This is a genomic window from Halomonas caseinilytica, assembly GCF_001662305.1.
GTDB classification, from domain to species: Bacteria; Pseudomonadota; Gammaproteobacteria; order Pseudomonadales; family Halomonadaceae; genus Halomonas; species Halomonas caseinilytica.
This window is the reverse complement of sequence record NZ_BDEP01000021.1, coordinates 18,279-30,866: the sequence shown is the minus strand read 5'-3', so window position 1 is coordinate 30,866 and position 12,588 is coordinate 18,279. Positions and strand designations below refer to the sequence as shown.

Annotated in this window: 10 protein-coding genes and 2 tRNA genes; 10 read left to right on the top strand and 2 right to left on the bottom strand. The window is 64.8% G+C overall.

The annotated features are described in order from the left end of the window. Positions 1-2: 2 nt before the first annotated feature. Positions 3-1,271, bottom strand: coding sequence for a glutamyl-tRNA reductase (gene hemA / locus A9O65_RS14530; protein ID WP_064700675.1), 1,269 nt, complete (start codon positions 1,269-1,271; stop codon positions 3-5). Between the two features lie 199 nt (positions 1,272-1,470). On the opposite strand from hemA, the gene A9O65_RS14525 reads away from it, so the two are divergent. The 9 genes from A9O65_RS14525 (at position 1,471) to A9O65_RS14485 (ending at position 8,782) form a co-directional block, all read left to right on the top strand. Further along, a complete protein-coding gene (locus A9O65_RS14525) occupies positions 1,471-3,207 on the top strand; it encodes a tetratricopeptide repeat protein (RefSeq protein WP_064702471.1) in 1,737 nt (578 codons plus the stop codon). Positions 3,208-3,267: 60 nt separating this feature from the next. Further along, complete coding sequence (gene lolB / locus A9O65_RS14520) at positions 3,268-3,891, top strand: lipoprotein insertase outer membrane protein LolB (RefSeq protein WP_064700677.1); 624 nt, start codon at positions 3,268-3,270, stop codon at positions 3,889-3,891. Further along, on the top strand, positions 3,884-4,750 hold the full coding sequence (gene ispE, locus A9O65_RS14515; RefSeq protein WP_064702470.1) for a 4-(cytidine 5'-diphospho)-2-C-methyl-D-erythritol kinase: 867 nt from the start codon (positions 3,884-3,886) through the stop codon (positions 4,748-4,750). The genes lolB and ispE overlap by 8 nt, the downstream gene beginning before the upstream one ends. A 37-nt stretch (positions 4,751-4,787) precedes the next feature. After that, positions 4,788-4,862, top strand: a tRNA-Gln gene (locus tag A9O65_RS14510). A gap of 63 nt (positions 4,863-4,925) precedes the next feature. Next, positions 4,926-5,867: a ribose-phosphate pyrophosphokinase gene (locus A9O65_RS14505; protein ID WP_170825761.1), complete on the top strand. Its 942-nt coding sequence runs from the start codon at positions 4,926-4,928 to the stop codon at positions 5,865-5,867. A gap of 114 nt (positions 5,868-5,981) precedes the next feature. Next, entirely contained in the window at positions 5,982-6,635 is a 654-nt protein-coding gene (locus tag A9O65_RS14500) for a 50S ribosomal protein L25/general stress protein Ctc (RefSeq protein ID WP_064700680.1), read from the top strand. Between the two features lie 164 nt (positions 6,636-6,799). Next, positions 6,800-7,384, top strand: coding sequence for an aminoacyl-tRNA hydrolase (pth, locus tag A9O65_RS14495; protein ID WP_064702469.1), 585 nt, complete (start codon positions 6,800-6,802; stop codon positions 7,382-7,384). A gap of 174 nt (positions 7,385-7,558) precedes the next feature. Further along, positions 7,559-8,650 carry a redox-regulated ATPase YchF gene (ychF, locus tag A9O65_RS14490; protein WP_064700682.1) on the top strand — a complete coding sequence of 364 codons (1,092 nt, stop codon included), beginning with the start codon at positions 7,559-7,561 and terminating at the stop codon, positions 8,648-8,650. 55 nt (positions 8,651-8,705) lie between these two features. Beyond that, positions 8,706-8,782: transfer RNA gene (locus A9O65_RS14485), tRNA-Met, on the top strand. A 106-nt stretch (positions 8,783-8,888) separates the two neighbouring features. Here the strand turns inward: A9O65_RS14485 and A9O65_RS14480 are convergent. Beyond that, positions 8,889-10,184 (bottom strand): M18 family aminopeptidase, encoded by a 1,296-nt coding sequence (locus A9O65_RS14480; protein WP_064702468.1) that lies wholly within the window; start codon positions 10,182-10,184, stop codon positions 8,889-8,891. Between the two features lie 143 nt (positions 10,185-10,327). On the opposite strand from A9O65_RS14480, the gene A9O65_RS14475 reads away from it, so the two are divergent. Continuing rightward, positions 10,328-12,478 (top strand): carboxy terminal-processing peptidase, encoded by a 2,151-nt coding sequence (locus tag A9O65_RS14475; protein ID WP_064702467.1) that lies wholly within the window; start codon positions 10,328-10,330, stop codon positions 12,476-12,478. The last annotated feature ends 110 nt before the right edge of the window (positions 12,479-12,588 follow it).

Here is a 12,588-nt window from a genome sequence, read left to right as displayed (position 1 = left end):
TCCTATCGGGGTGGGTCAGAAGTGTCGTCCAGCAATAAGGTCGCGGCGGCGTCCATGAGATCATGGCGATCGTCCGAGGCGGCTTCGCGCAGGGCCAGGGTAGGGCGGTGCAGCAAGCGGTTGGTCAACTGATGCGCCAGACGGCGCACGACTTCCTCGGGGTCCTCGCCTCTGGCCAGGCGCGCCAGCGCCTGATCGCGAGCTTCGTCCCGCAACGATTCCCCCCTGGCGCGAACGTCACGAATCAACTCCCCGCCGCCGCGCAACCGACGTTCGTGCTGCCAGCGTCCCACGCCGCTTTCTATCAACGACTCAGCCTGATCGGCCGCGACCTGCCGATGACGGCGATTCTCCTCGATGACCTCCTGGAGATCATCGACGGTATACAGGAAGACATCGCTCAGCTCTCCCACCTCCGGCTCGATGTCGCGAGGCACGGCAATATCGACCATGAAGACGGGGCGGTGTCGGCGCTTCTTCAATGCTCGCTCGACCATGCCCTTGCCGAGAATCGGCAGCTCCGCGGCAGTGGAAGCAATCACGATATCGGCGTCGACCAGCGCGTCGGGAATGCCATCCAGGGTGATCGCTTCACCGCCAAGGGGAGCGGCAAGCTGGTCGGCCCGCTCACGGGTCCGGTTGGCCACCGTCAGGCGGCGCACTCCAGCTTCGTGCAGATGACGGGCCACCAGCTCGATGGTCTCGCCGGCACCGATCAGCAGTGCCCGGGAGCCGGCCAGGTCGTCGAAGATGCGACTCGCCAGGCTGACCGCGGCATAGGCCACCGAGACGGGGTTGCGCCCGATACCGGTCTCGGTCCGCACCTGCTTGGCCACGGCGAAGGTATGCTGGAAGAGTCGCTCGAGTTCCCCGCCCACGCCCTTGGCACGTCGTGCGACCTGGTAGGCCTCCTTGAGCTGGCCGAGGATCTGCGGCTCGCCGAGCACCATGGAATCGAGCCCCACCGCGACCCGCATCAGGTGGCGCGCCGCATCGCCATCGAGAAAATGGTAGGCACAGTGCGTCAGTGCCGAGACCTCCATGCCATGAAAACGCCCCAGCCACTCGTAGATTGCGTGCTCGCCCGCCTGGTCGGTCACGCAATAGAGTTCGGTGCGGTTGCAGGTCGAGAGTACCGCAGCCTCACGGACTTCAGGCAGGTTCCGCAACTCGGTCAGCGCCTGCTCGAGCTGGGTCGGCGTAAAGGCGACCCGTTCGCGGACCTCGAGCGTCGCGGTGCGGTGATTGATTCCCAGGGCAAGAAGCGTCATGCGTCGGTGTCTTTGCGAAAGTGAGCCGGCGTCGTCATAGCGGTGGAATGGCTTGGCACCCTATCCCATTGCGTCGCCACGGCGCTACATTCTACCACAGCGCATCCTGCGACGGCGCCCATCTACCGGTCGCGATGTCCTTTGCCCAACGAAGACAAGCCGTTATGCTGACGGCTCGGCCTTACTTATCGAGACTCGCATGTCCCGAGCACTTCTCAAGTCGCGCGCCCATCGCCACCCCATCGCCATTCTCGGTCTGGCGATGATGCTCGGCAGTTGCCAGACCCTATCGTCCGACGCCTCACCGGACGACCCGTTTGCCAGTGCGCCCCCCATCACCCGGGGGCTCGATGCCAGAGGGCTGTCCACCCTGCTGGAGGCCGAACTGGCCGGGCAGCGCGGCGACTATCGACGCGCCAGCCGAGGCTATCTCGAAAGTGCCGAACGCTACGGCGCCGCCGACCTGGCCGAACGGGCCGCCCTGGCCGCACGTTTCGACGAAAATTCCGACCTGCTCGAGCACGCGGCCCAACGCTGGCAGCACCTGGCACCCGATGACACCGCTCCGGTTCGCCTGCTGGCCAGCCTCGCCGCGCAACGGGGGGACTGGGACACCGCCCTGGCCCGGCATCTCGACCTCATCGAGCGCAATGGCGCCGACGAGCTCGTCCCCTTTCTCGAATCGGCCCTGGAATCTGGCGCGCCTCCCGCATCGCTCCTGGCGCGTCTACGGGATTTTTCCCCCATGCCTTCGTCACGCCACGACGTCGAACTCGCCACCGCCCTGCTGGAAGCCGCCAATGGGCTTACCGCCTCGGCACAGGACCGGCTTGCCCGACTCGCCGACGAGATGCCAGGACTTCCCGGCCTGTGGCGTATCCGCGCCGCCGTTTCGCTCGACACCGGCGCCCCTCGGCAAGCCGAGACCATGGCGCGACGAGGCCTCGAACACACGCCCGGCGACCCACGGCTGATCCTGCTGCTGGCCCAGGCCGAAATACGACAGGGCAATACACAGGCCGCCGAGGCCAATACCGATGCCTTGCTCGAGGATCATGGCGACAGCCCCGACCTGCGCCTGGCGCTGGCGCAGCTCTATCTCGAGGAAGGCCATACCGGTCCGGCCCGGCGTCTGCTTCTGCCCCTGACGGACAACGAGACGCCCGCCTCGACGGCCTACCTGATGCTTGGTGCCATCGCCGAGCAAGAAGGCGAAATCGACAATGCCCTCCTTTATTACCGACAGGTTCCCGAGGGCGAGAACTTCCTGGCCGCCAGGGCCAATGCCGCCCGCATGCTGTTCGAGCATGACAGACCGAGCGATGCCCGGACCTTTCTGCGCATCGAACGCCTGAGGCATCCGGACGACGCGCCTGGACTCTACTCGCTGGAAGTCGAGCTGCTGGACGAATCCGGCGCCCGTCAACAGGCCGATGCCCTGTTGAACCAAGCCGTCGAGGCCCATCCCGAAAGCCACCAGTTGCGTTACCAGCGGGCCATGCGGGCCTTCCGTCACGGCGACATCGCCGCCATGGAGCGCGACCTGCGCATCCTGATCGAACAGGATTCGGAAAACGCCAATGCCCTCAACGCACTGGGCTACACCCTGGCCGACGAGAACATCGACGGCAGGCTCGACGAGGCCCGGCGACTCATCGAGCGCGCCCATGCAATCGCGCCCGACAATCCGGCGATTCTCGACAGCATGGGATGGGTACGCTATCGCCAGGGCAATCCCGAGGCCGCCCTGCCCTGGCTGGAGCGCGCCTGGGCCAGCATGCCCGACCAGGAGGTGGCTGCCCACCTGATCGAGGTCCTCTGGCAACTGGGACACCATGACCGGGCACGCGAGTTGCTCCAGCAGGCACATCAACGCTTCGCATCTCACCCGCGAATCGATGCGTTGCTCGATCGCCTGCCCGAGCTGGCGCAATAGCGACAGGCGCCATCGCCATAGGAGCATGCGCACATGACTCATCCACGAAAGGAATCGACCATGCCATTCCGCCATTCGATCCGACTGACCTGCCTGGCCATGGGACTGATCCTGCTGGCCGGCTGCGCCAGCCGCACCCCCATGCAAGACGCGCAACGCGATATCGGGCAGTGGGAAGCTCAGCAGGAACGCCTGGCCGAACTGCAGAGCTGGAAACTTCAAGGCAAGGCGGGCCTGCGCACGCCCCAGGATTCCACCAGCGCCAATCTCGACTGGCTGCAGACGCCCTACTACTTCCGCATCCTGCTCAGCGGCCCCTTCGGCAGCGGGCGGAGCGTGCTGGAGGGTCGTGAGGGGCGCGTCTCGCTGACCACCGGCGAAGGGCGAACCGAAGCGGAAAGCCCGAAGGCCCTGATGCAACAGGAACTGGGCTGGTCGTTGCCCGTCTCCGCCCTGACCGACTGGATTCGCGGCCTGCCCGCCGCCGACCGGCCCCACCACATGGAAAAGGACGAGCTGGGCTTCCCGGCCCGCCTCGAGCAGGACGGCTGGCAGATCGTCTACCGCGACTGGACCCATACCGGCGAGCTATGGCTGCCACGGCGGATGAAGCTGACCTATGACGACCTGGACGTCACCCTTGTGGTGACTCGCTGGCAGCCGGAGCCCGACGAAGATGCCTGAGGCCGGGACGCTGACATTGCCAGCACCCGCCAAGCTCAACCGGATGCTGCACATCACCGGCCGCCGCGACGACGGCTACCATGCGCTGCAGACGCTCTTCCAGTTCCTCGACCATGGCGACACCCTGACGCTGGCCCCCCGCGCCGATGGCGAGATTCGACTCGATGCCACCCTGCCGGGCGTGACCTCCGACGACAACCTGATCCTGCGCGCGGCCCGGCGACTCCAGGCCATCACCGGAACACACCACGGCGCCCACATCACGTTGGACAAGCGACTGCCGATGGGTGGAGGACTCGGCGGTGGCAGCAGCGATGCGGCGACCACCCTGCTCGGCTTGAACCGACTCTGGAAGCTGGACCTGCCTCTGGCATCCCTGGCCTCGCTCGGCCTCGAGCTCGGCGCCGACGTGCCGGTCTTCGTCAGGGGACATGCCGCCTGGGGCGAAGGCATCGGCGAGCGCCTGACCCCCGTCGCGCTCGACACGCCCTGGTTCGTGGTCGTCCACCCGGGTGTCGGCATCTCCACGGCGAGCGTCTTCGGGGCCCCGGAATTGACACGGGATACCCCCCCGATTACCATGGCGCGCGCACTTCAGGGGGGAGTGGCGAGCTGGCGCAACGACTGCGAACCGACGGTCAGGGCACTGTATCCCGAGGTCGCCTCCGCACTCGACTGGCTTGGCACGCGGGCACCGTCAATGCTGACGGGCACGGGAGCCTGCATTTTCGCCCGGCTGGAACGGGAAGAGGATGCCGACGCGCTGCTGGCCGAGATATCGGAGCGCTGGCAAGCCTTCAAGGCGCCAGGCCGTAACCGCTCTCCCCTCCATGATGCCTTGGATCGACGAGCGCCCTGAATGGCGACTCGCGGTTCGGTCCGGTGCGGTAGGTCGCTGGGGTATAGCCAAGTGGTAAGGCAGCGGTTTTTGGTATCGCCATGCGCAGGTTCGAATCCTGCTACCCCAGCCATTTCCAGCCTGGAGCGACACCGATCCGAACACTGAAGACCCAACACTGCAAAGGTGGCTGCGCGTGTCAAAATTGATGGTTTTCGCCGGGAACGCCAATCCCGAGCTCGCCCAGAAGGTCGCCGAGAGCCTGGACAACCGATTGGGCCACGCCACGGTCGGGCAGTTCAGCGACGGCGAGGTCGCGGTCGAGATCAATGAGAACGTGCGCGGCAAGGATGTCTTCATCCTGCAGCCCACCTGCGCGCCGACCAACGACAACCTGATGGAACTGATCCTGATGGTGGACGCCCTGCGCCGCGCCTCCGCCTCGAGGGTCACCGCCGTGGTTCCCTACTTCGGCTATGCCCGTCAGGACCGTCGCGTCCGCTCCGCCCGCGTACCGATTTCCGCCAAGATCGTCGCCGACATGATGGTCAAGGCAGGGGTCGACCGGGTCATGACCATGGATCTGCATGCCGACCAGATCCAAGGCTTTTTCGACGTCCCGGTGGACAACGTCTACGGGTCGCCGATCCTGCTCGACGATATCGAGCGCCAGAACTATGACGATCTGGTGGTGGTCTCGCCCGACGTCGGCGGTGTGGTGCGGGCCCGCGCCATCGCCAAGCAGCTCAATGCCGACCTGGCGATCATCGACAAGCGCCGCCCCCAAGCCAACCAGGCCCAGGTGATGCACATCATCGGCGAGATCGACGACCGCACCTGCGTGGTGGTCGATGACATGATCGATACCGCCGGCACCCTGTGCAAGGCGGGCGAGGCACTCAAGGAGCACGGCGCACGCCGCGTGGTGGCCTACGCCACCCACCCGATCCTGTCCGGCCCCGCCGTCGACAACATTACCGGCTCGGTGCTCGACGAAGTGGTCGTCGCCGATACCATCCCGCTGTCCGACAACGCGCGTCGCAGCGGCCGAATTCGCCAGCTCAGCGTGGCCGGCCTGATCGCTGAGGCGATCCGGCGGGTCAGCAACGAGGAATCCGTCAGCGCCATGTTCCACTGAGGTTTCCCTCGGCGGACCATGGCCTCGGAAAAGCACCCTTCGGGGCAATCGGAGGCGTCAAGGAACTGGTCGCGGTCCTTGGCGCCCTCCTTATTTCAAGCAAGAGGCAAAACCATGTCCGATTACATCCTCACCGCCAGCGTTCGCCACGACCTGGGGAAAGGTGCGAGCCGCCGCCTGCGTCGTGCGAACGAACAAGTACCGGCCATCATCTATGGTGGCGAGCAGGCACCGCAGGCAATCGCCGTCGACAAGACCCGCTTCTACAAGGCAATCGAGGAAGAAGCTTTCTTCTCCTCCGTGATCACCCTGGAAGTGGAAGGCAAGGCCCAGCAAGTGGTCGTGCGTGACCTCCAGCGTCACCCCTACAAGCCGCTGGTGACCCACGCCGACTTCATGCGTATCGATGCCACTCACGAGATCACCATGCGCGTGCCGCTGCACGTGGTGAACGAGGAGAGCTGCAAGGGCATCAAGGACGAGGGCGGCGAGCTTCACGTCCTCTCCAACGAAGTCGAGATCAGCTGCCTGCCGAAGGATCTGCCCGACTATCTGGAGATCGATATCGCCGAGGTCAGCCTGGGCACCACGCTGCATCTGTCCGACCTGAACCTGCCGGCCGGCGTGACACTGGTCGCACTGACCCACGGCGAGGACCATGACAACGCCGTGCTGAGCGTCACCCAAGCCAAGGTTCGTGGCGACGACAGCGATGCCGAAGACGGCGACGCCGCCGAGGGCGAAGAAGGCGAAGGCAGCGCCGAGTAATCCGGAGCCGCCAGGGCCGCGCGAATCGGCGCGGCCCTTTCGTCACGATCAAGCGCTCCGGCGCTTGATTTTTTTTGTGGCCTGCCATCCTGGCAGCCACCCTCCGGATCGCCGCAGGCACAACCTCGAAAATCGTTCCAGACGATGCTTTGGAGACAGAGAAGATGACCCAGGTCAAAGCCATCATCGGGCTGGCCAACCCCGGCGCCGAGTACGAAGCCACCCGCCACAATGCCGGTGCCTGGCTGGTCGACGCCCTGGTTCGCGACGCCGGCGAAACCCTGCGTCCGGAGAAGAAATTTCTCGGGCGTTACGCGCGTATCCGCCTGGATGGCCAGGATCTGCACCTGCTCGAGCCCACCACCTTCATGAACCGCAGCGGTGGTGCCGTCGCCGCCCTGGCCCAGTTCTTCAAGCTGGCGCCCGGTGAACTGTTGATCGCCCACGATGAGCTGGACCTCGCGCCCGGCACGGCCCGCTACAAGACCGGAGGCGGGCATGGCGGCCATAACGGCTTGCGCGACATCGTCCGGGCATTGGGCAACGACAACACCTTCCATCGACTGCGACTGGGCATCGGTCATCCCGGCGACGCCCGCCAGGTCACCCACTACGTCCTGGGGCGCCCCGGCAAGGCCGAGCGCACCGCCATCGACGACGCTATCAACGAGTGCCTGATCACCTTGCCCCAGGCGATCGCCGGCGACTGGACGAAAGCCATGCAACGGCTGCACAGCTTCAAGGCATAAGACGGCAGAACGCGGCGGCGCCGCTTGAAGAAGGATGAAAGGCACTCCGTGGCGGGATAGAGGTCCACCGGTAGTCTCTTCTCTCTTCCGACTTCCCCTTCTGGCTCGCGCCGAAGGCGTCCCGTAGAATACCGGCCAATCATCCTTTTCGAACTCTCATTCCAGGATCAGCCCATGGGTTTCAACTGCGGTATCGTCGGCCTGCCCAACGTCGGCAAGTCGACCCTCTTCAACGCCCTGACCAAATCGGGTATCGACGCCGAGAATTTCCCGTTCTGCACCATCGAGCCCAACGTCGGCATCGTGCCGATGCCGGACCCGCGGCTCGACAAGCTGGCGAGCATGGTGAAGCCCGAGAAGGTGATCCCCACCACCATGGAGTTCGTCGACATCGCCGGCCTGGTGGCAGGCGCCTCCAAGGGCGAAGGGCTCGGCAACCAGTTCCTGGCCAATATCCGCGAGACCCAGGCCATCGCCCATGTCGTGCGCTGCTTCGACAACGACAACGTCATCCACGTGGCCAACCAGGTCGATCCGCGGGCCGATATCGAGACGATCAACCTCGAGCTGGCCCTGGCCGACCTGGACACCGTCGAACGCGCCATCCAGCGCCTCGCCCGTGTCGTCAAGGGCGGCGACAAGGAGGCCATTGCCACCAAGGCCATCCTCGATCGCATCCAGCCCCATCTGGCCGAGGGCCAGCCGTTGCGCAGCTTCGGCCTGGATGACGACGAGAAGCGTCAGCTCAAGAGCTTCGGCCTGCTGACGCTCAAGCCCACCATGTACATCGCCAACGTCAACGAAGACGGCTTCGAGAACAATCCCTATCTCGACACCGTCAACGAGATCGCCGCCGAGGAAGGCGCCGTGGTGGTACCGGTATGTAACCAGATCGAGGCCGAGATCGCCGAGCTCGATGACGAGGAGCGCGCCATGTTCCTCGACGAGATGGGCATGGAAGAGCCAGGGCTGGACCGCGTGATTCGCGCCGGCTATGCCCTGCTCGGCCTGCAGACCTACTTCACCGCCGGCGTGAAGGAAGTCCGGGCCTGGACCGTCAAGGTCGGCGCCACCGCCCCCGAGGCTGCCGGCGTGATCCACACCGACTTCCAGAAAGGCTTCATTCGCGCCGAGGTCGTGGCCTACGACGACTTCGTGGCCCTGGGCGGCGAGCAAGGCGCCAAGGATGCCGGCAAATGGCGCCTCGAGGGCAAGGATTACATCGTCGCCGACGGTGACGTCATCCACTTCCGGTTCAATGTCTGATGCCGTAACGGCTTGACGTGCCGGGGCCTTGCCGGTATGATTCGCCCCCGTTGTCGGCTACGTAGCTCAGCTGGTTAGAGCACATCACTCATAATGATGGGGTCCCCTGTTCGAATCAGGGCGTAGCCACCAGATATCGAAAAGCCCGCCTGGTTCGCCAGGCGGGCTTTTTGGTTTCCGGCCCGGACGATGCCCGGGCCTTCCTTCTTCCAGCACAGCGGCGCAGCCGCGTTCTTGTCTAAAGCGCTTCGCGCTCGAGAAAGGCGGTGAGCACTCGGATCAGGTACTCCACATCCTGCACCCCCGCTGTCTCGCGGATCGAGTGCATGGCCCATTGCGGCACCCCCACGTCCAAGGTCGGTACCCCCAGCTCGGTGGCAGTGATCGGGCCGATGGTACTGCCACATCCCATGTCGGCACGGGTGACGAAGGTCTGCACCGGTACCCCTGCTTGACGGCACAGCTCACGAAACAGCGCCGACGTGGCACTGTTGGTGGCATAACGCTGATTGGCGTTGACCTTGATGACCGGCCCGCCGTTGATCGTCGGCCCATGGGCCGCATCGTGCTTGTCGCGGAAGTTGGGATGCAAGGCGTGGGCGTTGTCACAGGAAATCAACCGCGAGGCCTGCACCAGGCGAATGAAGCCCTCTTCGCCGGCCTCGCCCAGCGCCGCGTTGACCCGCCGCAGCACATCCCCCAGGAAAGGCCCCTGGGCACCGCAGGCACTGGCACTGCCGACTTCTTCATGATCGTTGGCGACCAGTACTGCCCCCTGGCGGCCATCGCTTGCCAGCAAGGCCTCGAGGCCGATGAAGCACGACAAGAGGTTGTCGAGACGGGCACTGGCGAGCAGCTCCCCTTCGACCCCAACGCGCGAGGGCGGCTGAACGTCGTAAAGCGCCAGCTCGAAGTCGATCACCTCGACGCCCTCGATTCCATGCTGCTCCGCCAGCCAGTGCCGCAACAACCGATCCAGATCGGCATGCTCGCCGCCTTGCAGGAAGACTGGCGGCATATCGGTCTGGGCGTTCATCGCCTTCCCATTGTTGGCCTCGCGGTCGAGGTGTATCGCCAGGCTCGGGATGATCGCCAGCGGCCGGTCGACATCGAGCAGTAGACCTTCGAGCCGACCATCGGCATGGCGCACGTGTACGCGTCCTGCCAGGCCCAGATCGCGATCGAACCAGGGCGCCAGCAAGGCGCCGCCATAGACCTCGACACCCAACTGCAACCAGCCGGCCGACGTCTGAGGCGCATGCGGCTTGAGACGCAATCCCGGGCTATCGGTGTGAGCGCCGATCATGCGCAAGGCATCGAGCGGCTCTGACGGCAACTGCAGCGCGATGATAGAGGAATCGTTGCGCGTCACGTAGACACGCTCGCCGGGTGACAGACGCCAGGCCTCGGTCTCCTCGAGGCGGCGAAAGCCCTCGGCCTCCAATCGCTCGGCCATGTTGGCGGTGGCGTGCCACGGAGTCGGAGAGCGACGCAGAAAGTCGAGCAAGCGCTCGAGTCGGGCATCCTGGGGCATGGGGTCCTCTCGTGATGAAATGTACAAGGGGTCTTGGCATGTCGCCGGAACTGCTACAATGCTCGCTCGGTCTTGCAACTCGAGCGCCGAATCACAGTCTGGACAGATACAAGAGTGTACATGAATCAGGGAGTGCTTCATTGATGAGCCTGTTTGCTACCCTGGGGCGCACGGCGGCCCTGGCCATGCTGCTGGTTGCCGGCCCGGCACTGGCCGATCTCGCCCCCAGCGACGCCCAGCGTCAAACGGCCGAGGAAATCGCCGACTCCCTGCTACACGGCCATTACTCGGATATCGATCTCGACGATGACTGGTCGAAGCGCGCCTTCCAGCACTACCTGGACGTGCTCGATGGCCAGCGCGCCTATCTGCTGCGCAGCGACATCGACGACTTCCAGGATCTGAGCACCCGGCTCGATGAGGCCGTCCTCGACGGTGAACTGGCACGCCCCTTCGCTCTTTACGAGCGTTACCAGACACGCGTCGAGGATCGTCTCGAATGGCTGCTGGCCCGCCTCGACGAGGGACTCGACTTCACCTTCGATGGCGACCAGCGGATGATCCTGGATCGGTCCGACATGCCTTGGCCCACCGACGAGGCACAGCTCGATGCCTTGTGGACCAAACGTCTCAAGAACGCCGCCCTGGAGCTGGCAATCAACCGACAGGACGCCGAGGAACGGAAAGCGAATGCCGAGGAAAACGAGGACTCGGCCTCCACCGAGGCGGACACCTCGTCATCACGCGACGACGATACCGTCGACGAGAAGGAAAAGACCATCGAGGAGACCCTTCGCGAGCGCTACGAAGGGCAACTCAACCGGATACGCCAGATCAACGCCGAGGATGTCTTCGACCTGTTGATGACGGCGGTGACCGGCACCATCGATCCGCACACCAACTACATGTCGCCGCGCGAGAGCGAGGACTTCGATATCCAGATGAAGCTCTCCCTGGAAGGCATCGGCGCCCTGCTCCAGGCGGACGGTGAATACGTCAAGGTCTCCAGCCTGGTGCCCGGCGGCCCAGCCGAGAAGGCCGGCGTGCTCGAACCCGCCGATCGCATCATCGGCGTCGGCCAGGAAGACGAAGAGATCGTCAACGTGGTCGGCATGCGCCTCGACGAGGTGGTCGACATGATTCGCGGTCCCAAGGGCTCGGTGGTGCGCCTCGAGATCGTTCCTGGCCAGGCCATGGACATGACCCGCTCCAAGGTCGTCGAGATCACCCGCGACACCGTCAAGCTGGAAGACCAGGCAGCCCAGAGCGAGGTGGTCGAGATCCAGCGCGACGATGGCAAGCACCGTGTCGGCGTGATCAAGGTACCCGCCTTCTATGTCGATTTCGATGCCTGGCAGGCCGGCGCGGACGACTATCGCAGTACCACGCGGGACGTGGCCAAGGAAATCGAGAAACTACGCAAGGAGAACGTCGAAGGCATCGTCCTCGACCTCCGCAACAACGGCGGCGGCGCCTTGCAGGAAGCCAACTCGATGCTCGGCCTGTTCATCGACCGCGGCCCCACCGTTCAGGTTCGCGATGCCCGTGGTCGCATCAACCTCTATGGCGACACCGACAGTGGCAGCCTTTATGACGGCCCCCTGGTCGTGCTGGTCAACCGTCTCTCGGCCTCGGCCTCGGAAATCTTTGCCGGCGCCATCCAGGACTACGGACGCGGCCTGGTGGTCGGCAGCAACACCTTCGGCAAGGGTACCGTGCAAACGCTCAACGACCTGGATCTCGGCCAGATCAAGCTGACCCGGGCCAAGTTCTACCGCATCTCCGGCGACAGCACCCAGAATCGAGGCGTCGTGCCGGATATCCAGTTCCCCAGTCTGGTGGACCCGGAAAGCATCGGCGAGAGCAGCCTCGACAACGCACTGGGCTGGGACAGTGTGCGCAAGGTGCAGTACCGCCAGTACGGCGATCCACGCCGTTACCTGGACATCCTGCGCGAGCGTCATCGCCAGCGTGCCGACGATCATCCCAACTTCCATTACCTGGAACGCCGTGCCACCCTCGCCGAGCGGCTCCGCGAGCAACACACCAGCGTCAGCCTCAACCGCGAGCAGCGACGCCAAGAAACCCAGGCCCGCGAGAATGAACAGCTGGCCCTGGAGAACGAACGCCGCGAAGCCCTCGGGCTGGAGCCGTTGGACAACTGGATCGACAGCCGCGGCCAGGATGAGGAAGAGCCACAACCGCTGGAACGCGCGCCACTGACGGAGGCGGCAGAAATCCTGCTCGACTTTTCCCGGCTGGAGAGTGGCATACAGTTCGCCGAACACGAGTAAGGCAGCGCACCACTCCACGACAAGACGCCGGGCATTGCCCGGCGTCTTGCTTTCATCCTGGACTCGCCCTCCCCTCCACGTTCTAGCTACACGTACTGGGCTGCCTGGCC

What these genes read in the sequence shown, in the direction of transcription:
- A9O65_RS14480 (WP_064702468.1), bottom strand. Translation starts at nt 10,184, where the DNA reads ATGCCCCAGGATGCCCGACTCGAGCGCTTGCTCGACTTTCTGCGTCGC.
- pth (WP_064702469.1), top strand. Translation starts at nt 6,800, where the DNA reads ATGACCCAGGTCAAAGCCATCATCGGGCTGGCCAACCCCGGCGCCGAG.
- A9O65_RS14475 (WP_064702467.1), top strand. Translation starts at nt 10,328, where the DNA reads ATGAGCCTGTTTGCTACCCTGGGGCGCACGGCGGCCCTGGCCATGCTG.
- hemA (WP_064700675.1), bottom strand. Translation starts at nt 1,271, where the DNA reads ATGACGCTTCTTGCCCTGGGAATCAATCACCGCACCGCGACGCTCGAG.
- A9O65_RS14500 (WP_064700680.1), top strand. Translation starts at nt 5,982, where the DNA reads ATGTCCGATTACATCCTCACCGCCAGCGTTCGCCACGACCTGGGGAAA.
- ispE (WP_064702470.1), top strand. Translation starts at nt 3,884, where the DNA reads ATGCCTGAGGCCGGGACGCTGACATTGCCAGCACCCGCCAAGCTCAAC.
- A9O65_RS14525 (WP_064702471.1), top strand. Translation starts at nt 1,471, where the DNA reads ATGTCCCGAGCACTTCTCAAGTCGCGCGCCCATCGCCACCCCATCGCC.
- lolB (WP_064700677.1), top strand. Translation starts at nt 3,268, where the DNA reads ATGCCATTCCGCCATTCGATCCGACTGACCTGCCTGGCCATGGGACTG.
- ychF (WP_064700682.1), top strand. Translation starts at nt 7,559, where the DNA reads ATGGGTTTCAACTGCGGTATCGTCGGCCTGCCCAACGTCGGCAAGTCG.